The 18,644-nt window shown below is 64.3% G+C and carries 20 protein-coding genes and 1 pseudogene; 8 read left to right on the top strand and 13 right to left on the bottom strand.

Features of this window, described 5'->3' with window-relative positions; all coding sequences use genetic code 11:
- Positions 1–40 precede the first annotated feature (40 nt).
- The 7 genes from KCG88_RS13440 to KCG88_RS13410 form a co-directional block, all read right to left on the bottom strand.
- Positions 41–808 (bottom strand): energy transducer TonB, encoded by a 768-nt coding sequence (locus KCG88_RS13440; protein WP_210712531.1) that lies wholly within the window; start codon positions 806–808, stop codon positions 41–43.
- A gap of 4 nt (positions 809–812) precedes the next feature.
- Positions 813–1,220 carry a biopolymer transporter ExbD gene (locus KCG88_RS13435; RefSeq protein WP_011059344.1) on the bottom strand — a complete coding sequence of 136 codons (408 nt, stop codon included), beginning with the start codon at positions 1,218–1,220 and terminating at the stop codon, positions 813–815.
- 168 nt (positions 1,221–1,388) lie between these two features.
- Entirely contained in the window at positions 1,389–2,378 is a 990-nt protein-coding gene (locus KCG88_RS13430) for a FecR family protein (protein WP_210712530.1), read from the bottom strand.
- On the bottom strand, positions 2,375–2,953 hold the full coding sequence (locus tag KCG88_RS13425; RefSeq protein ID WP_047283982.1) for an RNA polymerase sigma factor: 579 nt from the start codon (positions 2,951–2,953) through the stop codon (positions 2,375–2,377). The genes KCG88_RS13430 and KCG88_RS13425 overlap by 4 nt, the downstream gene beginning before the upstream one ends.
- A gap of 11 nt (positions 2,954–2,964) precedes the next feature.
- The gene (locus tag KCG88_RS13420; protein ID WP_047335736.1) at positions 2,965–3,291 is read right to left on the bottom strand and encodes a DUF3325 domain-containing protein; all 327 of its coding nucleotides are present in this window, start codon (positions 3,289–3,291) and stop codon (positions 2,965–2,967) included.
- On the bottom strand, positions 3,292–4,875 hold the full coding sequence (locus KCG88_RS13415; protein WP_210712529.1) for a PepSY-associated TM helix domain-containing protein: 1,584 nt from the start codon (positions 4,873–4,875) through the stop codon (positions 3,292–3,294). It abuts the gene before it with no gap.
- Complete coding sequence (locus tag KCG88_RS13410; protein WP_047283979.1) at positions 4,872–5,177, bottom strand: DUF3649 domain-containing protein; 306 nt, start codon at positions 5,175–5,177, stop codon at positions 4,872–4,874. The genes KCG88_RS13415 and KCG88_RS13410 overlap by 4 nt, the downstream gene beginning before the upstream one ends.
- Before the next feature lie 219 nt (positions 5,178–5,396).
- Here KCG88_RS13410 and KCG88_RS13405 point away from each other — a divergent pair, with 219 nt between their 5' ends.
- The 3 genes from KCG88_RS13405 (at position 5,397) to fecA (ending at position 9,422) form a co-directional block, all read left to right on the top strand.
- Positions 5,397–5,885 carry a sigma-70 family RNA polymerase sigma factor gene (locus tag KCG88_RS13405; RefSeq protein WP_210712528.1) on the top strand — a complete coding sequence of 163 codons (489 nt, stop codon included), beginning with the start codon at positions 5,397–5,399 and terminating at the stop codon, positions 5,883–5,885.
- An 8-nt stretch (positions 5,886–5,893) separates the two neighbouring features.
- Positions 5,894–6,859, top strand: coding sequence for a FecR family protein (locus KCG88_RS13400; RefSeq protein ID WP_210712527.1), 966 nt, complete (start codon positions 5,894–5,896; stop codon positions 6,857–6,859).
- A 202-nt stretch (positions 6,860–7,061) separates the two neighbouring features.
- Complete coding sequence (fecA, locus tag KCG88_RS13395; protein ID WP_210712526.1) at positions 7,062–9,422, top strand: TonB-dependent Fe(3+) dicitrate receptor FecA; 2,361 nt, start codon at positions 7,062–7,064, stop codon at positions 9,420–9,422.
- Between the two features lie 69 nt (positions 9,423–9,491).
- On the opposite strand, the gene KCG88_RS13390 is transcribed toward fecA, so the two are convergent.
- Together KCG88_RS13390 and KCG88_RS13385 are read right to left on the bottom strand one after the other, a co-directional pair.
- Positions 9,492–9,899 carry an HPF/RaiA family ribosome-associated protein gene (locus KCG88_RS13390; protein ID WP_011059335.1) on the bottom strand — a complete coding sequence of 136 codons (408 nt, stop codon included), beginning with the start codon at positions 9,897–9,899 and terminating at the stop codon, positions 9,492–9,494.
- Between the two features lie 213 nt (positions 9,900–10,112).
- The gene (locus tag KCG88_RS13385) at positions 10,113–11,060 is read right to left on the bottom strand and encodes a LysR substrate-binding domain-containing protein (RefSeq protein WP_011059334.1); all 948 of its coding nucleotides are present in this window, start codon (positions 11,058–11,060) and stop codon (positions 10,113–10,115) included.
- Positions 11,061–11,195: 135 nt separating this feature from the next.
- Here KCG88_RS13385 and KCG88_RS13380 point away from each other — a divergent pair, with 135 nt between their 5' ends.
- From KCG88_RS13380 to KCG88_RS13370, 3 genes are all read left to right on the top strand, one after another.
- Positions 11,196–12,572, top strand: a complete 1,377-nt coding sequence (locus tag KCG88_RS13380; RefSeq protein WP_210712525.1) for an L-serine ammonia-lyase — start codon at positions 11,196–11,198, stop codon at positions 12,570–12,572.
- Between the two features lie 63 nt (positions 12,573–12,635).
- The gene (locus tag KCG88_RS13375) at positions 12,636–13,931 is read left to right on the top strand and encodes a serine/threonine transporter (protein WP_041116018.1); all 1,296 of its coding nucleotides are present in this window, start codon (positions 12,636–12,638) and stop codon (positions 13,929–13,931) included.
- A gap of 219 nt (positions 13,932–14,150) precedes the next feature.
- Positions 14,151–14,468, top strand: coding sequence for a DUF3509 domain-containing protein (locus KCG88_RS13370; RefSeq protein ID WP_047283973.1), 318 nt, complete (start codon positions 14,151–14,153; stop codon positions 14,466–14,468).
- On the opposite strand, the gene KCG88_RS13365 is transcribed toward KCG88_RS13370, so the two are convergent.
- Positions 14,465–14,965, bottom strand: coding sequence for a phosphate-starvation-inducible PsiE family protein (locus KCG88_RS13365; protein ID WP_047283972.1), 501 nt, complete (start codon positions 14,963–14,965; stop codon positions 14,465–14,467). The two genes, KCG88_RS13370 and KCG88_RS13365, sit on opposite strands and share 4 nt — an antisense overlap.
- Positions 14,966–15,231: 266 nt before the next feature.
- Here KCG88_RS13365 and KCG88_RS13360 point away from each other — a divergent pair.
- Positions 15,232–15,471 (top strand): annotated as a pseudogene (locus KCG88_RS13360) (YebG family protein); the annotation flags it as partial.
- 150 nt (positions 15,472–15,621) lie between these two features.
- Here the strand turns inward: KCG88_RS13360 and KCG88_RS13355 are convergent.
- From KCG88_RS13355 to KCG88_RS13345, 3 genes are all read right to left on the bottom strand, one after another.
- The gene (locus KCG88_RS13355) at positions 15,622–16,089 is read right to left on the bottom strand and encodes a hypothetical protein (RefSeq protein WP_246882693.1); all 468 of its coding nucleotides are present in this window, start codon (positions 16,087–16,089) and stop codon (positions 15,622–15,624) included.
- Positions 16,086–16,340 carry a hypothetical protein gene (locus KCG88_RS13350; protein ID WP_047283969.1) on the bottom strand — a complete coding sequence of 85 codons (255 nt, stop codon included), beginning with the start codon at positions 16,338–16,340 and terminating at the stop codon, positions 16,086–16,088. The genes KCG88_RS13355 and KCG88_RS13350 overlap by 4 nt, the downstream gene beginning before the upstream one ends.
- Positions 16,341–16,419: 79 nt before the next feature.
- Positions 16,420–17,439, bottom strand: a complete 1,020-nt coding sequence (locus tag KCG88_RS13345) for a Glu/Leu/Phe/Val dehydrogenase dimerization domain-containing protein (RefSeq protein ID WP_047283968.1) — start codon at positions 17,437–17,439, stop codon at positions 16,420–16,422.
- Between the two features lie 182 nt (positions 17,440–17,621).
- Here KCG88_RS13345 and KCG88_RS13340 point away from each other — a divergent pair, with 182 nt between their 5' ends.
- Entirely contained in the window at positions 17,622–18,425 is an 804-nt protein-coding gene (locus KCG88_RS13340) for a transglutaminase family protein (protein WP_210712524.1), read from the top strand.
- The last annotated feature ends 219 nt before the right edge of the window (positions 18,426–18,644 follow it).

Raw genomic sequence — 18,644 nt, 5'->3', positions numbered from 1 at the left:
TCAATCCCTTGCTTACAACTTTCGTTAATAGGTGATGGGTTTATTCCACGTTGTAACTAAAGGTCGCGGTAAAACGTTGCTTGTTCTTGCCGGAGAACGCGTCCGAGGGAAACGGCGAAACTTTCTCCACGCGGCGCAAACTGGTTTGCGCGGCGCGATTGAGCAACATGTTCGGCGCCTTGTTTTCGATGCCACTGTCGAGCACGTTGCCGGCCCGATCGACTTCCAGCCAGATCACCACATCGCCCTGGGGACGTTGCAGCGAGGCCTCGCGGCCGCTGGGGTATTGCTTGTGCTTTTCCAGTTCCTTGCGCAAAGCGGCGGTGTACAGACTTTCCTTGATTGCACTGCTGGGCGCCGCGGGCGCGGTGGCCGGAGCAGGTACGGGAGCCGGTGCGGCCACCGGTTTCGGCGCGGCGGCCACCGCGGGCTGCGGCGCGGCGGGGGCATTCTGGGCCACGGCCGGGGCCGGCTTGGGTGGCGCAGGCTTGGCCACCATGGGCTTGGGCACCGGCGGCTTGGGCTTGACCACCGGCTTGGGTTTCGGCGGCTCGATCACCAGCGGTTCTTCCTCCGGCACCACCCGCGGCGGCTCGGGCTCGATGGGCAACGGCTCAGGCGGTGGCGGTGGTGGCTCGGCCGCCGCCAGCAGTTCGGCGGCATCGACCAGGGCGATTTCAACGGTGCTTTCGTCATACACCGGCTTGATCTGCAACTGCTGCAACTGGCTGGTATAGATCACCAGCAGCAACAGGCCAGCCGGCAGCAGGCACGCAAGCAACTTGCGAGTTCTATAGAGACTGAACATGGCGTCAGGACTTGCGTGTAGCGATGGAGACGGAAGAGAAGCCATTGCCCTTGAGCAAGTCCATCACCGAAACCAGGCGTTTAACTTCCACGCCCTGATCGCTGTTGATAATGATCACCAACTTTTCACTGCTGTCGTTCAACACTTTGAGTTGCGCCAGCAATGCACTTTCATCCAGGTCCTGGCCATCGAGTTGCAGGCGCTCTTGCAGACCCAGGGTAATCACTGCCTTGTTTTGCGGCTTCAGCTGTTGCGCGGTACTGGCGACCGGCAACTGCGTCTTGATCCCTACGGCCGGGATCACGTTGAGGCTGATGAGTACGAAGAACACCAGCAGAAACATCATCACATCGATCATCGGAATGATCTCGATATGAGCTTTTTTCTTTTTAGCTACATCCCAGCTGCGCATCGTCTTGCTCCCGCTTCAGCTATCCCTCCCTTGTGAGAGCTGAATCACAACCCTCGCCGATCCTGACCATGTGCTCAGGAATGCGCAGATCATCCCCGTCTGATGTAACGGTTTGGTGACAGAACGGAGTGATAACGATGAATGTTCGGGAGCTCTGGGACGCGGTTCTCAGCGCAGGACGATGAACCTCCCGAGCACCCGATGCTGCTGGAAGCCGAGCACCGCCTGCAGTGAGTCGAGGACCGCCTGCGGGTCCTTGCTGGAGAAACTGCCACTGATGCGCCGCGCCGCCAGTTCATCGTTGAGCAGCAGGATACGCCCGGGGAAATAACGCCGCAGGTCGTCCACCACCTCGGCCAGAGGCGCGTGGTAATAGTTCAGCCAGCCCTGGCGCCAGGCCAGTTGCGCCTCACTGTCGACAGCGTGCAGCGGGGCCGCAACGCCATGTCCGTAGGCCACTTGCTGCCCGGCGCCGAGTACCTGCTGCGCCGCGCCCTTGGCCGGGGTGACCCCCACCCGGCCAGACAGCACCGTGACCTGGGCCCCGCCCGGCTGCAGGCGCACTTCGAACTGGGTGCCCAGCACCCGCGCCTCCCCCTCTTGCGCGTTCACCACAAAGGGCTCGCCGGTGTGGCTGACGCTGAAGAAACCGGCGCCGCGACGCAGTTGCACATGGCGCTCGCCCCGGCTGAAATCCACGGCAATGGCGCTGTCGGCATCCAGGGTCACCTGGCTCTGGTCGGCCAGGGTCAGGGTGCGCACCTGGCCCGGCGCGGAAACATAGTCGGCCCCCAGGTCATCGACCCAGCGCCCGGGCTGCCAGCCGGCGCCCAGGGCCACCGCCAGCAACACACTGGCGGCCAGCGCCAGCCCCGCCGACCAGCGCCGCCGGGCCCGGCCCCTGGCAGCATCCATGGAACGCAGCAGGCCGTGCAGGGCAAAGGCGTCTTCATCGGCCAGGGTGCGCGCCGGTTGCTCGCTCAGCTCCCACACCACCTGGGCCTGGGCATAGGCCTCGATATGCGCGGGGTCGGCCTGCAACCAGTGGCTGAAGGTGGCCTGGTCGCCACTGCTGGGCTGATCGTGGAGCAGGCTCAGCCAGGCCAGCGCGGCCTGCTCCTGAGCGGGCGTCGGGCAGATACTCGTGCGGTGGTTCACGGTGCATTCCTTGGCGTGCGCGTGCCCGGGGCTTCCCGCAGGCTGGCCTTGCAGGCTTCGAGGGCGCGCATCATATGTTTTTCCACGGCGCTTTGGGACAAGCCCATGGCCTTGGCGATCTCGGCGTACTTGCGCCCGTGGATGCGGTTGAGCAGGAAGATCTGCCGGGTGCGCTGCGGCAGGCTGCGCAGGGCCGCCTCGACATGCCGCAGGTCGTTGCCGGCTTCCAGCGCCGCCTGGGGCTCGCTGCCCTGGTTGTCCTGCTGCTCCGGCAGCCAGCCTTCATTGACCCGCACTCGCGCGCCCTCGCTGCGCAGGTGGTCGATGGCGATATTGCCGGCGCAACGCAGCAGGTAGGTGCTGAGTTCCTCGACCTGCACCAGGGGCCGGCGCCAGAAGCGCAGGAACAGGTCCTGCACCAGGTCGGCGGCGGTGGCCCGGCAACCGACCCGGCGGCTGACCAGGGCCTCCATCTGCGAACGCTGGGACAGGAACACCTGGAGAAAATGCGCACGGCTGCCCTGCGGATCAGGGTGATCCGCCTCGGCAGGCTCCGGTGGCAGGGTGCTCATCATCGTCGGTCCGCTCAGAAGTAGGCCAGGGCCGCGACCGGGCTGGCCAGCAGGCTGGCCCCCGCCATCGTCAGCACCAGGCGCGGCCGATAGGGCAACAGCAGCACCAGCAGCAAGGCGCTGAACATCAGCACCGCGCACCACTGCACCAGCCCCAGGCTCCAGCCGGTGCCCTGCACTGCGGCTGCCAGCGACAGGCCCAGCAGCATCCAGCCGCCCAGACGCAGGCCGTGGCGGCGCAGGGCCGAAGGCTTGTGCCCGAGCAGCTCGCCGTGATGCCGGTCCAGGGACAGGCACAGGCCGGTAAAGCCGGCATAACAGAGCAACAGCACCAGGAGCATTCAATTCACCTCGGTTTCAAGAGCCGGCGGGCGCTGCCGGGGCACCCGGGGCGGGGCTGTGGCGGCGCCCCCCGCGCGATGCAGCTTGCGCGCCGCCCAGGCCAGGAACAGGCCACAGCCCAGGCACGCCAGGTCGAAGCTCGCCATGGCCCAGTCGCCCCGGACCATGAAGCCATCCATCAGGCTCGGGCTGGTGAGCACGCTGAGCACCGGCACCCCGGCGAACAGCAAGGCGCCAAGGCCCAGTTGTTCAACCCAGGCGCGACGGCCGGGGCGCACGCAGGCGTGCAACAGGCTCAGGCCCCAGGCCCAGAAGAAGCTGTTGACCTCCCAGTCGGCGCGTTCGGCGAAGCCTGCGGGCAACAGGCGGTTGGCCCAGAAGAACGCCGCCACCGCCAGCAGCAGCCCGGCCATGCTGGCGATGTTCAACACTTGCACCAGGCGCAGCTCGAAAGGCTGGGCGGCACTCTTGGCATGCTTGAGCTGGCGCTTGCCCAGCCAGATCACCAGCCCGGTGCCGATCATCGCGGTGCTGGCCAACCCACAGAGGAAGTACAGCCAGCGCAACACCGGCCCGGCGAAGCGCCCCATGTGCAAGCCATAGAAGCTGCCGCCGATGGCCAGCGGCAGGGATTGCTCGGCAGAGGCCTGCAACGGCTGGCCGGTCACGCCGTTGAACGCCACTTGGCTGCCGAAATCCCGGGCCACGCGGTCGGCTTCATGGCGAAACACCTGCACCGAGGCATTCAGGTCCCCCGGGTAACTGACGACCAGGCGCTGCGCATGGCCGCCCGACCAACGTTCCCGGGCCTGCTTGAGCATGGGTTCGAGGGGGGCTAGCGGGGCACTCCGCCCAGCGGCCGAGGCAGCGGCGGCAGCGGGCCGCAAGTCCTCGAAGAAGGCATCGGAATCCCCTTTGTAGGCCACCAGGATGCTCGCCGGCATGACCATGTACATGAAGATCACCAGGCTGCTGTAGGTGATCATCAGGTGAAACGGCAGCACCAGCACGCCCACCGCGTTGTGCCCGTCGAGCCAGGTGCGCTGGCCCTTGCGCGGGCGGAAGGTGAAGAAGTCCTTGAAGATTTTCTTGTGGGTGATGATGCCGCTGATCAGCGCCACGAACATCACCATGGCCGCCATCGTCGACAGCCAGCGGCCCCAGGGATAGGGCATCTGCAGCTGGAAGTGGAAGCGGTAGAAGAACTCGCCGCCGCGGGTGTCGCGCACATGCACTTCGCTGCCGGTGGCCGGGTCCAGCAGTTTCTCGGTGAAGGCACCGCGCTCGCCGGGTTTGCCGGGCGCCTGCCAGCCCACCGACAGGCTTGGCTGGCGGGCATCGGGCAGGCCGATGAACCAGCGTTGCGCGCCCTGGGCATGGCGTTCCAGGTAGCGTTGGGCCAGCCCCAGGCTGGCATCGGCGTTCAGGGCCCGGGCCGGCGCCTCCGGCTGCATCCAGTGGGTGATCTCATCCTTGAAGTAGGACAGGGTCCCGGTGAGGAAGATCGCAAACAGCAACCAGCCGAACAGCAACCCGCTCCAGGTGTGCAGCCAGGCCATGGACTGGCGAAATCCTTCCTTCATGGCAGGGCCACCCAGTAGGCACTGCCGGCGACCAGCGCCAGCACCAGGCTGGGCAGCAACAGGCCCAGCCAGGCCTGCCGGGCACTGCGACAGGCAAAGCACCAGAGCACCGCCACCAGATAGAGCAGGAAGGACGTCATCATTGCGCTGACCACCGCATCGGCCCTGGGCAGGGGCAGCAGCAAGGTCAGGCAGACACTGCCCAGCGCCGCCAGCAGATAGCCCCCCAGCACCGCGGCGAATACCCGCGAAGCCACCGCCAGACGATAGGAAGCGGAAAGACCGCCAGCCTTGCTTTTCATGTTTCGACCTTGACGCGAGGGGAGGTCCGGCACAGCACACAGGTGGCCGGGGGAAGTAGGCGGGCAAGTTTAATGATAAATATTCTCATATGCAAAAAGCAGCGACGAACCCGATGCAAACCCGTCGGTCCGGCCTGATTGCCCAATACCATGTCGCCCCACTACAATGCGAACAATTCTTGTTCTCTTATGCGCCATCTCGGTGCAGGAGCGTCCGGCTTGTCCCATACCGCTACCGTCGAAGGCCTCTACCAGGCCCATCACAGCTGGTTGAACACCTGGTTGCGGCGCCGGCTCGGCTGCCCCCACAGCGCCGCCGACCTGGCCCAGGACACCTTCATGCGGGTGCTAAGCGCCCGGGAAACACCGGCCCTGATCGAGCCCCGGGCGTTTCTCACCACCATCGCCAAGCGCGTGCTGTTCAACCACTACCGGCGCCAGGACCTGGAGCGGGCCTATCAGGAAACCCTGGCGCAGATGCCTGCACAGGTGGCGCCCTCCGAGGAAGAGCGGGCCATCATCCTGCAAACCCTGATGGAGCTGGACAGCCTGCTCGACGGCCTGCCGCGGCCGGTCAAGCGAGCCTTTCTGCTGTGCCAGCTCGATGGCCTGACCTACGGCGAAATCGCCCGGGAGCTGAATATCTCCATCGCCACGGTCAAACGCCACCTGAACAAAGCGGCGATGCGCTGCTACTTCGCCCTGTGAGTGCCTCGATGAACCCACACCCCAATGGCCAGCCCGATTTCAGTAACCAGGTGGCCGAACAGGCCGTGCACTGGCTGATCGAAATGCAGGACGGGCCCTTGAGCCCCCGCCAGCAACAAGCCTGGCAGCAATGGCACGATGCCCACAGCGAACATCAGCGGGCCTGGGAGCATATCCAGCGCGTCAACCAGCGCCTGCGTGGCCTGTCTTCGCCCCTGGCCCACGCCGCCCTGAACGCGCCGAAATCCGCCAGCCGGCGCCAGGCACTGAAGCTCTTGCTGATTCTCGGCGCCGGCTCAGCCGCCGCCTGGGGCCTGCGCGAACACAACCCGCTGCCGCCACTGCTGGCGGATTACCGCAGCCCCCTGGGGCAGCGGCGCAAACTGCAACTGAGCGATGGCAGCCAGTTGCAGCTCAATACCAGCAGCGCGGTGGATGTGCGCTTTGATGGCCAGCAACGGCTGATCCGCCTGCTGGAGGGCGAGATCATGCTCACCAGTGCCCAGGATGCCCGGCCGCTGCGGGTGCAGACCGCACAAGGGCAGGTAAGCCCGCAAGGCGCGCGGCTGAACCTGCGCCAATTCAAGCACTACACCCAACTGGCAGTGTTCTCCGGAACCGTCGGCGTGACGCCCCTGGACTACGCCACAACCCCGCCCCAGGTGGCGGCCGGGCAGCAACTGAATTTCACCGGCAACAGCTGGCAAGCTCCCCGGGCCCTGGATGCCGGCAGGGGCGCCTGGAGCGAAGGCATGCTGGTGGCAGCGCACATGCGCCTGGCGGACTTTCTCGACGAACTGGGGCGCTACCGTCGCGGCCAGCTCAACTGTGATGCGCAGGTGGCGGACCTGCTGATTTCCGGCAGCTACCCCCTGGATGACAGCGAGCGGATTCTCGACCTGCTGGAGATCAGCCTGCCGGTCAAGGTACGTCGCTTCACCCGCTATTGGGTCACCGTCCAAGCCCGCGCCTGACGGCCCTCTGTCGCCGCTGCCGCGGGCTGCAACCGGCTCCGCAGGGAACGCGCCCTTGACCCGGGCCGCACCCAAGCCCCCGCCAACCAATCGCCGCCCGCCCCGGCACCGAAAAAAAACCACCGCCCATGAGCCGTTTCCCCAGGTTCAAGTGACAGAGAAGGAAAGCCACCTTGATTCCCCCTTCTCAGGACCCACCTTCATGACCGAGCAACCCACCTGCCTCACGCCTCTGGCCCGTACCCTGCGCCACTGGCTGCTGGGGGCCAGCCTGAGCCTGGCCAGCCTGCCCCTGGTCCAGGCCGCCGAGGCCCAGGCCCAGAGTTATCACATCGCCCCGACCTCGCTGGAAAACGCCCTGAACCAGTTTGGCCGGCAAGCCGGGGTGCTGATCTCTTTCGGTTCACACGTCACCAGTGGCGTGCAAAGCCGTGGCCTGCAAGGCCAGTACAGCCCGCAGGAAGGCCTGAACGTTCTGCTGCAAGGCACCGGCCTGCAAGCCCGGGCCGAGGGCAGCAATGCCTTCAGCCTGCAACCGGCCAGCCCCGAGGCCGCTGCCCAGCCGCTGCACCTGGGCGCCTCCAGCGTGGTCGGCGACTGGCTCGGCGATGCCCAGCAAAGCGATGTGTTCGAGCACCCAGGGGCCCGGGACGTGATCCGTCGCGAGGAGTTCGAACGCCAGGGCGCCACCCAGGCACGGGACGTGCTCAATCGGATTCCCGGGGTCAACGCACCGGACAACAACGGCACCGGCAGCCATGACATGGCGCTGAACTTCGGCATCCGCGGCCTCAATCCGCGCCTGGCCTCGCGTTCCACGGTGCTGATGGACGGCATCCCGGTACCCTTCGCCCCCTACGGTCAGCCGCAACTGTCGTTTGCCCCCATCAGCATGGGCAACATGGATGCCGTGGACGTGGTGCGCGGTGGTGGCGCGGTGCGCTATGGCCCACAGAACGTCGGCGGCATCGTCAACTTCGTGACCCGGGCAATTCCCGACGCGCCGACGGTCAAGGGCGGCTTGCAGACCGAAACCAGCCCCTCTTCCAGCCATGACGGCTTCAAGACCACCGGCAACCTGCTGGCCGGCGGCACCGCCGACAACGGCCTGGGCGGCGCCCTGCTGTACTCCGGCACCCGCGGCGGCGACTGGCGCGAACACAGCGACACGCAGATCGACGACCTGATCCTCAAGGGCAAGTACCAGCTCGATGACGCCAACAGTTTCAATGCCATGGCCCAGTACTACGAAGGTGAGGCGCACATGCCCGGCGGCCTGAACGTGGCGGACTACAAGGCCGACCCGTACCAGTCGACCCGCCCCTACGACAAGTTCTGGGGCCGGCGCACGATGTTCAACGTCGGTTACCGCTACCAGGAAGATCGCCGCGAATTCACCGTCAACAGCTTCTTCACCAAGACCCTGCGCAGCGGTTACCTGGACCAGGGCAGCTTCCTCTCCCTGTCGCCTCGCGAATACTGGGTACGCGGCCTGGAAACCCGTTTCGCCCAAGGCATCGACCTGGGGGACAGCAGCCACGAAGTGGGCGTCGGCTACCGCTACATCAACGAAGCCGGTCATGAGCTGCGCTATCGCACGCCGCTGACCGCCAACCAGCAACTGCCCACCAGCAACAGCCGCAACGACCGCGACACCCGTGGCGGCACCGAGGCCCATGCGTTCTTCGTCGATGACCGGATCGATATCGGCAAGTGGACCCTGACCCCGGGCATCCGCTACGAGATGATCGAGTCGCAGCAGAGCAACAACCTCACCCACGTCAAATACAAGGGTGACTACAACACCGCGCTCCCGGCGCTGAATGTGATGTACCACCTCAACGAGAGCTGGAACCTCTACGCCAACACCGAAGGCTCCTTCGGCAGCGTGCAGTACAGCCAGATGCCCAACCGCGTGGCCAGTGGCGAGGTCAAGCCGGAGAAAGCCCGCACCTGGGAACTGGGCACCCGCTATGACGACGGCACCCTGCGGGCGGAGATCGGCGCTTTCCTGATCAACTTCGACAACCAGTACGACAGCAACCAGACCAACGACACGGTGATCGCCCGGGGCGAGACTCGCCACCAGGGTATCGAGAGCAGCGTCAGCTACGCCCTGGATGGCCTGGCCCCGGCGCTGGCGGGCTTCGATGTCTACGCCACCTACGCCTATGTCGATGCCACCATTCGTGAAGACGGCCCGAACAAGGGCAACCGCGTGCCCTTCTCTTCCAAGCACAAGGGCACCCTGGGGGTGAGCTACACCGAAGGCCCGTGGAAGCTCAACCTCGACAGTAGCTACCAGAGCAGCCAGTTTGCCGACAATGCCAACACCCGTGCCGAAAGCGCCGATGGCAGCACCGGGCGCATCCCCGGCTACATGCTGTTCAGCACCCGCGCCGGGTATGACTTCGGCCCGCAACTGTCGGACCTGAACGTGGCGGTGGGGGTAAAGAACATCTTCAACCACCAGTACTTCACCCGTTCCTTCGACGACAACAACAAGGGCAAGTACGTAGGCGAGCCCCGCACGCTCTACGTGCAGACCTCCGTGGCGTTCTGATTCATTTCCCCCACAAAGCAAAACGGGCCTGCAATGCAGGCCCGTCCGGTTGGGGGTGAAACCCGGCCGTCAGCTATTGAGCGCGGCCTGTTGGTTCTCCAGGAATTCTTCTTCGAGCAGGGCATCTGCCTCGCTGCCATCGGCTGTGGGCACCGCTGCCGCACGTTTGCCGCGCAATTTGCCGAACATGTGCTCCAGGGCACTTTCCAACTTGACGGTGGCACCGTCGAGGGCCTGCTCCAGGGTGTCGGCCTTGTGGGTCACGGAAACCGGTTGGTGACCTTTCGGACGGGCTTCCAGCTGGCAGCGCATATCGTCCGGACCCGACTTGCCGCCGTTCTCGTCCCGCAGGTGGACCACTACCCGGGTCAGGTCTTCTTCGTAGCGTTCGAGCGTGCTTTCAACGGTGCTGCGCACCCACTCCTCCATCCGAAGGCTGCTTTGAATATGGTTATCGCTATGGACTTGGATTTGCATAGTTCTTCCCTTATTTCAGCTTGCTCGTAAGAGGGTCAAGGCAATGCGTATGAACCTGCATTTCGTGACCTCTTGATTACACAATTAGGCACGGCGACGAACATTTCAACCCCTTAAAAAAGATAAATATTCATACGCAAATAAAGCCGGACAAACCGCAAAGGCGCTGTTAAGGTCGGGAGTTAGCTCGCCCCATGCGTCAGTCAAAACCGCTCACAGCTGCCCCTCGCCCAGAGGGTGCAAGCCGCGAAAGATCTCCGCTTCCTCCACCAGCCAGTCATGCACCGCGCGTACACCCGGATGGCTCAGTGCGCCCGGCGCATAGAGCAGCACGTAGCGTTTGTGGTTGGGCACCGCCAGGCCGAAAGGCACGATCAGGGTGCCGCGCTCCAGTTCGTCGTTGAGCAGGGTGCGCCGGGCAATCGCCACGCCCATGCCGGCGATCGCCGCCTCGATGGTCAGGTGGTTGCGATTGAAGGTATGGCCACGACGCACGTCCGCGCCCTCGAAGCCGATGGCATTGAGGTAGAACTCCCACTCGGCGTATTCATAGCTGCCGCGCCAGGCGGTGATGTCGTGCAACAGCGCAAAGTGCGCCAGGTCCGCCGGACCGTGCAGCGGCGGGCGCCCACGCAGCAGGCTCGGGGCGCACACCGGGAAGATCTGCTCGTCCAGCAGCGCGGTGGACTGCAAGCCGGGGTAGCTGCCGTCGTTCAGGTCGATGGCCAGGTCGAAGTCGCCCTCGTGCAGGGCCACGCTGCTGTCTTCGGCCACCAGCCGCAGCTGGATCTCCGGATAACGCTGCTGCAGGCGCGGCAGGCGCGGAGTCAGCCACTTGCCGAGAAACGACGGGATCGAGCGCAAGCGCAAAGTCCCCCCGATCATCCCCGCATCCAGGCGCCGCAGTTCCGCGTCGATGCTGCCGTAGGCCTCGCTCACTGTCAGCGCCAGCCGCTGGCCTTCGGCACTCAGTTCCACACCCCGGGGCCGCCGGTGAAACAGGCGAAAACCCAGGCGTTCCTCCAACTGGCGGATCTGCTGGCTGACCGCCCCCGGCGTGATGTGCAGCTCTTCGGCACACCGGGTGAAAGACAGGTGCCGCGCGGCACAGGAAAACACATGCAGCCAGACATAGGTCTGGGCATGAAACTGACGACTCATCGTTTAGTCCTGCTAAAGGATCTCTTAGGAATTTTCGTTGGTCAGCCGCGACCGACCCGGGCAGTATCGCCGACATTGCGCTTGGCCTACAAAAAATGGCAGCGATCCACCTTCCATTGCTTGTAAGGCTTTAGCATGGCTATCAGTGTTTTCGATCTTTTCAAAGTCGGTATCGGCCCCTCCAGTTCCCACACCGTGGGCCCGATGCGCGCCGCCGCGACCTTCGCCCAGGCGCTGTTCGAACAAGGCCTGGAGCAGCAGGTGCAGCGGGTGCAGATCCGCCTGTACGGTTCACTGTCGGCCACCGGCGTCGGCCATGCCACCGACCGCGCCAGTGTCATGGGCCTGATGGGCGAATGGCCAGACAGCATCGATCCGGGCAGCATCAACCCTCGCATCCAGCAACTGCGCGACAGTGGCCAGTTGCTGCTGGGTGGGCGCACGAACATCGCCTTCGACTGGCAGCAGGATTTGCTGCTGCTGGACGAAAGCCTGCCCTACCACCCCAACGCCATGTCGCTGACCGCCCACGGCGAGCAGGGCATCGTGCTGGAGCAGACCTATTACTCGGTGGGCGGCGGCTTCATCATCGAAGCCGCCCAGGTCGAGGCCGGAACTGAAGCCGGCGCCAGTGTCGAATTGCCTTACGACTTCAACAGCGCCGCCGAGCTGCTGGCCCTGTGCAAGACCCACAAGCTGCGGGTCGGCGAGCTGATGCTGGCCAACGAACGGGCCTGGCGCAGCGATGCCGAAATCCGCAGCGGCCTGCTGCATATCTGGTCGGTGATGCGCGAGTGCGTCGAACAGGGCCTGCGCCACGAAGGCACCCTGCCCGGCGGCCTCGATATCCCACGCCGCGCGGCCAAGCTGCACCGCAGCCTGCTGGAAATCGGCAAGCCGAATGTCATCACCTCGACCCTGTCGGCCATGGAGTGGGTCAACCTCTACGCCCTGGCGGTGAACGAGGAAAACGCCGCCGGCGGACGCATGGTCACCGCCCCCACCAACGGTGCGGCGGGGATCATCCCGGCGGTGCTGCACTACTACATTAAGTTCAATCCCCAGGCCTGTGACGACGACGTCGTGAACTTTTTCCTCGCTGCCGCGGCCGTGGGCATCCTGTGCAAGAAGAACGCCTCGATCTCCGGCGCAGAAGTCGGCTGCCAGGGCGAAGTGGGCTCGGCCTGCGCCATGGCCGCCGCCGGTCTGGCGGAAGTTCTCGGCGCCACGCCCGAGCAACTGGAGAACGCCGCCGAGATCGGCCTGGAACACAACCTCGGCCTGACCTGCGACCCGGTGGGCGGGCTGGTGCAGGTGCCCTGCATCGAACGCAACGCGATTGCCGCGGTGAAGGCGATCAACGCCACCCAGATGGCCCTGCGCGGCGACGGCAAGCACTTCATCTCCCTGGACCGGGTGATCCGCACCATGCGTGATACCGGCGCCGACATGCATGACAAATACAAAGAGACTTCACGGGGCGGCCTGGCGGTGAGCTGGGTGGAATGCTGAGGAGCCTTCCCTGACCGTCCGCACTACGTGAGCCCGAGCAAAAATAATAACGAGGCGATAACGATGACCGATGTACCGACACCTGCTGCCCAAAACCCTGCTGTAGCCACACCCCGCGACACCACCAGCGCCCGCCAGGGCTGGAGCAAGCACGACACCACCTGGATGCTCGGCCTGTATGGCACCGCCATCGGCGCCGGCACCCTGTTCTTGCCGATCAACGCCGGGGTTGGCGGCTTCTGGCCGCTGATCGTGCTGGCACTGCTGGCCTTCCCCATGACCTTCTTCGCCCACCGCGGCCTGACCCGCTTCGTTCTTTCCGGGCGCTCCGGAGACATCACCGAAGTGGTCGAGGAGCATTTCGGGGTCGGCGCCGGCAAGCTCATCACCCTGCTCTACTTCTTTGCCATCTTCCCGATCCTGCTGGTGTACAGCGTGGCGCTGACCAACACCCTGAGCAGTTTCATGGAACACCAGTTGCACATGACTCCACCGCCGCGGGCGCTGCTGTCGCTGCTGCTGATACTCGGCCTGATGGCCATCGTGCGCTGCGGCCAGGGCGTGATCGTGCGGGCCATGAGCCTGCTGGTCTACCCCTTCGTCGCCGCGTTGCTGCTACTGGCCCTGAGCCTGATCCCCAACTGGAACGGCGCGTTCTTCGCCTCGGCCGGCGAAGGCATGCCCCTGCCGCTGTTCTTCAAGACCCTGTGGCTGGCGATCCCGGTGATGGTGTTTTCCTTCAACCATTCGCCGATCATCTCGGCCTTCGCCCTGGATCAGAAGCGCCATTACGGCCCGCAGGCCGAAGCCAAGAGCAGCGGTATCCTGGCCACGGCCCACGGCATGATGGTGCTGACAGTGATGTTCTTCTGCTTCAGTTGCGTGCTGGCCCTGTCGCCGGCGGACCTGGTAGCGGCCAAGGAGCAGAACATCTCGATCCTGTCCTACCTGGCCAACCACTTTCAGACCCCGGTGATTGCCTATGCCGCCCCGCTGATCGCCCTGGTGGCCATTACCAAATCGTTCCTGGGCCACTACATCGGCGCCAGCGAAGGCTTCCAGGGCCTGATCGTGAAAAACCTGCGGGGGCGCTCGCTGTCCTCCAGCAGCCTGGAAAAGATCACGGCGCTGTTCATGATCCTCACCTGCTGGGCCGTGGCCACCTTCAACCCGAGCATCCTGCACATCATCGAGACCATGGGCGGACCGGTAATCGCCTGCCTGCTGTTCCTGATGCCGATGTATGCGATCCGACGGGTGCCTTCACTGCGCCAGTATTCGGGCCAGTTGTCGAACCTGTTCGTGGTGCTGATCGGGCTGGTCGCACTGTCTGCGATCATTTATTCGGTCGTGCCCTGAATCGGGCCGGGATAAAAAAAGCGGACCTAGTGGTCCGCTTTTTTTGTCCCCGTATTCATTGCCCGGCGCGTTTCCCGGCATGCCCCTTGCTTTGTCCCGGGGGAGGAACACGGACGTTGGCCACCCTCGGCGAACGACTGGCCAGTGGTCCGGAATCGCGAACTAATTCCGCGCCCTGCCGGTCAATGACTGCACGATCCAATCAGGCGGTGACGCATCATGGACAACCCTTTTCAACTGATTACCGACACCTTCACCCCGCAATACCAGGTCAACCTGAGCATCCAGGGCCTGGACGGCAGCATCATGCTGACCTTGTCCGAAGGTGGCCGGGTGGTGGCCAAGCGCATGATCAGCGCGGCCCAGCGCAATGACCCGCAGCGCATCAAGCGCCTGGTGCAAAGCATTCAGTTTGGTATCGCCATCGAGCAGGGCCACAGCGCCGTGGCCATTCTCGAAGCCATGACCAACGGCGACAGCCTGGGCCTGCCGCCGCCCAGCGGCCAGAAGCTCGCACCGCCGGCCCTGCGGTTCTAGAGCTCGCCCTTTTCCACTTCCGGGTGTTCGCCAGAGCCCGCGCCGATCTTGCGCTGCGGATGCTCGATCTTCACCGAAGGGAACTGCGACGAGGCGTAGCGCACCACCAGGATGGCGAAGGCCAGCAACAGGATGCCGCCGCACAGGTAGATGATGCCCAGGTCCGGCGGGTTGTGGTGCGAGACGTTGGAGATCAGCAACCGGGTCAGCGCGGTGATCGCCACGTAGATCAGAAAGCGCACCGGCATGTGGTTGGTCTTGAAGTAGATGCCGACCATCGCCCCCAATTCCAGGTAGATGAACAGCAGCAGGATGTCATCGATCTTGATGTGGCCCGCCTCGATCATCTGCAAAAATTCCATCACCGCCGCCCAGGCGGTCACCGCACCGATGGCGAACAGCGCCAGGTAGTGGAACGACTCGACGAACAGGTTGCCCAGGGACTCGGCCAGCTGGTGGACGTTCTGCCGCAGGTTCTCGGCCCAATTGATTTTCACGATGGTTTTTCCTTAGGTCGTTTCGACCGGATGATGCGGATTGGACGTGACGGTTGTTCTGCATGCAGAAAAAAGGCCAGGAGCCTTCAATGAGATGGTGGCCACCGACAACGAGGCACGGCCCCATGACAATCGGCCCGGGAAAAAAATTGCGTCTACATTAAAAAGCCACTATCCAAGGGAAAAGGTTTCGCCTATTCTCTCGACCTGTATATAGATACAGTATTTATACAGACCCATTATCGTGAAGGCATGTGAGGTGGTGAATGGCCGTCGAAGTGGTATACCGCAGCAGCCGAGATCTGGAGCGCTTGTTCATGGATAAAGCCGAAGCTGACCGTCATGACAAAATGCTCGAACTGGCTGAATTGCTCGCCGAAGTGTTGCAAAAAGCCGTGCCGTCGCTGAGCGAACAGCAGGTGGAAGAAGCCGGGATCTACATGGCCAAGAACCGCGATGTGTTCGCCAAGGCATTCAAGAGCCAGCCGGACGCGTTGTCCGAGTTGCTCAGTGCCCCCGCTCCCGTAGTGGAGGCTGTTGCCGAGCCGCAACCTGCCGAAGCCGAGGCGCCAGCCAAACCGGCGAAAGCGGCCAAGGCCGCAAAATAGGCGTTACGCGAATTGAATAAGCCCTGTGCCCCTGGCACAGGGCTTTTTTCATGCCTGCGAAGGCAAGCGTGGCCCTAGTACGGTGGCCGGTTGAAGCGCTTTCGCCCCTGGCGGATCAGGCAATTCGATAGCGTTGCGATGCAGCAGGGAAGTGATCTTGCCCAGGAAGGCCAGGGGCATACCGGTCGAGTCGCCATACAGGTCAACCATTCCCACCTCAACTGCGCTGTCAACGATGCAGGAGAACGCCTCGACCTCTTCAGGCGCTATCAAGGCGACAAGCTCCTGGGGCCAATCATCTCCGCGACCATTGAGTGCCAGCAGCGCCCCGGCTCTCTCCCACGCCAGTAGATCGCCCTTTGGCGGGTAGCCCTCAAGGTGCTTTATCAACTCATCGATGCACGGGTGAGCAATGCCTTTTCGTTCGCAATAAACCGCCAGGCATGCCGCTGCGTACAACTGCAGTTGCCTGATGGAGCAGCCAGTCAATGGTGAGGCCATATCTGGCGCGGTCATTGCGCGACGTCCCAGACCCTGGAGCCTGCGCAACAAAAACCTGATGCGATATCCATGGCTTCCAGAATTCGGTCCTCCAGCCCTTGCGATGCGCCAGGCCGCAGTGATGCCAGATGCTTGTATACGGCCTCTGCGCAAAAGCCCTTGTCCCGGTATGCCACAAGAACATCGCGAACCGCCTGAATGTCCGCCCCCGCCCGCAACAGGCAGGACAACTGCTCATCCAGCCCGGTCTCCAGCGCTTCACGCATCGTCGATACATTCCTTGTCAGTGGGCACTTCGCAGCCGGATGGTACACAGAGCCTGGCCAAGGGTTAAGGCAAGAATGCCTAGCGGTACAGCACCCGTTCCGCCAGTTCATCGGCCACTCGCGCCGGGGAGCGCTTTTCGGCCTGGGCGTGGGCGAAGATTTCCGTCAGCCGCTGACTGATCTTCGACAGGTGGGCGGTGATGACCGGCAGCTCCGTGTTGCGGTGCTTGAGGGACACATAGATCAGCCCCCCGGAATTGATCACGTAATCCGGCGCATAGAGAATCCCGCGGCGCTCCAGTTGATCGGCCACCTGCAGGTTGGTCAGTTGATTGTTGGCCGAACCCGCCACCGCCGAGCAGCGCAGCTGCGACACGCTGAGGCTGTTGAGCACCGCCCCCAGGCCGCAGGGGGCGAGGATGTCGCAAGGGGTGCTGAGCAGAGAATCGTTGGCGATGGGATGGGCGCCCAGTTGCTCCATGGCCAGTTGCACCTTGCCGGCATCGATATCACTGACCAGCAACTCCGCCCCGGCAGCGTGCAACTGCTCGGCCAGGGCATAGCCGACGTTGCCCAGCCCCTGGATCGCCACCCGCAGGCCTTCCAGGTTGTCGCTGCCCAGGCGCGCCATGGCGGTGCTGCGAATGCCGGCGAACACGCCCATGGCGGCATGGGGGGCCGGGTCGCCCGCGGCACTGGTGCTGGTGACGTAACGGGTCTGCTGGGCGATGCAGTCCATGTCGGCCACCGAGGTGCCGCTGTCGATGGCGGTGATGTAGCGCCCGTCCAGTTGCTCGACGCATCGGCCAAAGGCTTCGAACAGGGCGGCGCGGCTTTCCACATGGGCGGGGCGGATGATCACGGCGGTACCGCCCCCCTGGGGCAGGCCGGCCAGGGCGGCCTTGTAGCTCATGCCCTGGGCCAGGCGCGCGGCATCCGTCACGGCACTGCTGTCGTCGGGGTAGGCGAGGTAACGACAGCCGCCCAGGGCGGGCCCCAGGCGGCTGTCGTGGATGGCGATCACTGCCTTCAACCCGGTACAGGGGTCGACGCTGAGGTGCAGCGATTCAAGGCGGGTGCTGTGCATGAGAGCGAACATCGACGGGCTCCCGAATCACTTCTTGTAGACGCCAGTATAGGCTTGCGCCTGGAATTTGCTGCGCCGCGCAGGAATAAGCCCCGGGGTTTTGCAGGCTTTGGGAAATAACCTGCTACCACGCATTTCAACACTGGACGAAGCTTCGTCACGAGGCTAAAACGAGGCATCCGTCGGAGATCGAGATGAACCCGCGCCAAGCTTTTTTCGCCTGTCTGCGCCGCTCGCCGCCCGCCCTGCTGGAGGCTGCCCTGTGGATTGCCGCCGAGCATGATCCCCAGGTGGTGCCCGGCCTGTTGCTGGAGGAGTTCAAGCAACTGCAGCAGCAAGTGGGCAGCAGCCTGCCGACGCTGCCGGCGAACGAGCTGGGCCAGCCGCTGTTGCGCCGGCTCAACGACCTGGGTTTCCAGCAGGACGAACACCTGCCCCTGCGGCCCCAGGCGGCGCTGATGGACAAGGTCCTGGAGCGTCGGCGTGGCCAGCCCCTGGCCCTGGCCCTGATCGCCCTGGAGCTGGCGCAGCGGCTGCAGGTGCCGCTGGCGGGGGTGAACTTTCCCGGGCACTTCCTGCTGCGGGTGCCCGGTGCCGACCACCTGCTGGACCCGTGCGGCGGGCGCCGGCTGTACCCCAACGATTGCCGGGAACTGCTGCAACGCCAGTACGGCGCCCATATCAAGCTCAGCGCCGAGCACCTGGCCAGCGCCGAACCGCTGCAGATGTTCCAGCGCCTGTCACGCAACCTGCGCCAGTTGCACCTGTCCTACGACGACCACCTGGGGGCCCTGATCAATGCCGAACGGGTCCTGGAAATCGGCAACGGCAGCGCCGCCGACTACCTGGCCCGGGCCAGCCTCTACCAGCGCCTGGAATGCCCGAATGCCGAACGCTTCGACCTGGAGCACGCCCTGCTGCTCAGCGACGATCCGATCCAGCGCCTGCGCCTGACCGAACGCCTGGGGCACCTGCCGCCCAACACCATCGTGCACTGAATCTCCCCGCTGTTTCGCGCCTGCCGTGCAACGATGCCCGCCGCCCAGGTGCCTGCTGCAAGGATGAAAAAACATGAACAGCGCCGAACGCTTCCGCCAGGATTTACACCCGCGCCACCCCGGCACCACGCCAACGGCTGGGGGCTGTTGCTGATCCAGGCCAGGGCCGCATGACAGCAGCGCCCGGGCTCTGGCAGGATGGGCGGCTAACCCCAGGGA

The organism is Pseudomonas sp. MWU349 (assembly GCF_017947325.1).
GTDB lineage: Bacteria > Pseudomonadota > Gammaproteobacteria > Pseudomonadales > Pseudomonadaceae > Aquipseudomonas > Aquipseudomonas protegens.
This window is presented reverse-complemented; position numbering and strand designations above follow the sequence as displayed.

What these genes read in the sequence shown, in the direction of transcription:
- KCG88_RS13425 (WP_047283982.1), bottom strand. Translation starts at nt 2,953, where the DNA reads ATGATGAGCACCCTGCCACCGGAGCCTGCCGAGGCGGATCACCCTGAT.
- KCG88_RS13370 (WP_047283973.1), top strand. Translation starts at nt 14,151, where the DNA reads ATGGACAACCCTTTTCAACTGATTACCGACACCTTCACCCCGCAATAC.
- KCG88_RS13420 (WP_047335736.1), bottom strand. Translation starts at nt 3,291, where the DNA reads ATGCTCCTGGTGCTGTTGCTCTGTTATGCCGGCTTTACCGGCCTGTGC.
- KCG88_RS13400 (WP_210712527.1), top strand. Translation starts at nt 5,894, where the DNA reads ATGAACCCACACCCCAATGGCCAGCCCGATTTCAGTAACCAGGTGGCC.
- KCG88_RS13415 (WP_210712529.1), bottom strand. Translation starts at nt 4,875, where the DNA reads ATGAAGGAAGGATTTCGCCAGTCCATGGCCTGGCTGCACACCTGGAGC.
- KCG88_RS13440 (WP_210712531.1), bottom strand. Translation starts at nt 808, where the DNA reads ATGTTCAGTCTCTATAGAACTCGCAAGTTGCTTGCGTGCCTGCTGCCG.
- KCG88_RS13355 (WP_246882693.1), bottom strand. Translation starts at nt 16,089, where the DNA reads ATGACCGCGCCAGATATGGCCTCACCATTGACTGGCTGCTCCATCAGG.
- KCG88_RS13340 (WP_210712524.1), top strand. Translation starts at nt 17,622, where the DNA reads ATGAACCCGCGCCAAGCTTTTTTCGCCTGTCTGCGCCGCTCGCCGCCC.
- KCG88_RS13390 (WP_011059335.1), bottom strand. Translation starts at nt 9,899, where the DNA reads ATGCAAATCCAAGTCCATAGCGATAACCATATTCAAAGCAGCCTTCGG.
- KCG88_RS13410 (WP_047283979.1), bottom strand. Translation starts at nt 5,177, where the DNA reads ATGAAAAGCAAGGCTGGCGGTCTTTCCGCTTCCTATCGTCTGGCGGTG.
- KCG88_RS13350 (WP_047283969.1), bottom strand. Translation starts at nt 16,340, where the DNA reads ATGCGTGAAGCGCTGGAGACCGGGCTGGATGAGCAGTTGTCCTGCCTG.
- KCG88_RS13375 (WP_041116018.1), top strand. Translation starts at nt 12,636, where the DNA reads ATGACCGATGTACCGACACCTGCTGCCCAAAACCCTGCTGTAGCCACA.
- KCG88_RS13435 (WP_011059344.1), bottom strand. Translation starts at nt 1,220, where the DNA reads ATGCGCAGCTGGGATGTAGCTAAAAAGAAAAAAGCTCATATCGAGATC.
- KCG88_RS13380 (WP_210712525.1), top strand. Translation starts at nt 11,196, where the DNA reads ATGGCTATCAGTGTTTTCGATCTTTTCAAAGTCGGTATCGGCCCCTCC.
- fecA (WP_210712526.1), top strand. Translation starts at nt 7,062, where the DNA reads ATGACCGAGCAACCCACCTGCCTCACGCCTCTGGCCCGTACCCTGCGC.
- KCG88_RS13345 (WP_047283968.1), bottom strand. Translation starts at nt 17,439, where the DNA reads ATGTTCGCTCTCATGCACAGCACCCGCCTTGAATCGCTGCACCTCAGC.
- KCG88_RS13385 (WP_011059334.1), bottom strand. Translation starts at nt 11,060, where the DNA reads ATGAGTCGTCAGTTTCATGCCCAGACCTATGTCTGGCTGCATGTGTTT.